At 73.6% G+C, this 1,362-nt stretch carries 1 protein-coding gene and 1 pseudogene; both read right to left on the bottom strand.

The features are described 5' to 3' along the window. The coding region (locus ACI792_RS20845) for a HAMP domain-containing protein (RefSeq protein WP_456604267.1) at positions 1-1,103 on the bottom strand (1,103 nt) is incomplete at its 3' end. Positions 1,104-1,186: 83 nt separating this feature from the next. Next, positions 1,187-1,362: pseudogene (locus ACI792_RS20850) on the bottom strand (methyl-accepting chemotaxis protein); the annotation flags it as partial.

Below are 1,362 nucleotides of genomic sequence, written 5' to 3' on the forward strand. Positions count from 1 at the left end.
GCCACCGTCGCCGTCGTCGTCTCCGCCGCCGTCACCGCACGCGCCGCCACCTCGGAGGCCTCCGCGGCGTTGCTGGCGATCTCCCGGATCGAGGCACCCATCTGCTCGGCACCCGCGGCCACCGTCTCCACGCTGCGGGAGACCTCCTCCGCCGCACCGGAGACCACGCCGGCCTGGGCGGAGGTCTCCTCCGCGGACGACGCGATCTGCGCCGACGAGGCCGACAGCTCCTCGCTGCTGGCGGCGACCGCGTCCGCCGCACCCACGACCGCGGACATCACGGTGCGCAGCTGCACCACGGCGCTGTCGATGGCCGCTGCGACCCGGCCCACCTCGTCCTCGCGCTGCACCCCGGTCTGCCGGGTGAGGTCACCGGCGGCGAGGGCACCGGCCACGGTGACGACCTCGTTGAGGGGACGGACGATCCTGCGGGCCACGGCCAGCGCCAACCCCGCGACGATCAGCGCACCGAGCGCGATGACCGCGATCATCGTCCACCGGGTCCGGGAGTCCTGCGCCTCGGCCTCGGCGGTCGCCTCTGCCACGCGGTCGTCCAGGGACGCCTTGAGCTCTTCGGTGAGCTCGATGATGCCGAAGTAGATGTCGTAGCCCTGCCCGAAGATCAAGGCGTCCGCGGCGTCCGTGTCGGCGGGCGTGCCCCGCTCGTACAGCGCGACGACCTGGTCGTCGATGGCGAAGAACTCCTGCCACTGGGTGCGGATCTGCTCGTAGGCCGCCGCCTCGTCCGCATCGAGGAGCTCCATCGGCATCGCCTGGAGCTCGTCACGGAGCCCCTCGGCGGCGTCCAGGAAGCCCGCCCGGTTGGCGCTCGTGGGTTGGACCGCCACGACCGGGCCGCTCAGCCGGGCATCCCAGGCGTACGCGGTCTGCCAGCCGCTGACGTCGGCGTTGTAGTACTCCATGCGCTGGGCATGGCCCAGCGCGTCGTTCAGGTCGGCCACGTGGTGGCGGGCCTCCCCCGCCGAGCCGAGACCCGCGAGGGCGAAGCCGCCGACCGCGACGGCCGCGGCCATCCCGGCCGCGCCGACGGCGAGGATCGAGCCGCGGACCCCGATGCTGCGGCCGGTGCTGCGCTGTGACATGACTGCTCTTCCTGGTCGTGAGGGAGGTGAGGTTCCGCCCGCTCCCCGGCGCCGACCGGGTGGCCGGCGCCGGGGACGGCCGCTCAGTACTTGAAGTTGCCGACCGTGGTGCGCAGGTCGGCGGCCATCCGGGACAGCTCGTCGACGGCGGTGCGGGTCTGGGTGAGCGCCTGGGTGGTGGAGTCCGCCGCCGTGGAGACGCTGGTGATGTTCGCGGCGATCTGCCCCGATCCCCCGGCGGCCTCCTGCACCGACCGCG

The organism is Blastococcus sp. SYSU DS0669, from assembly GCF_054050895.1.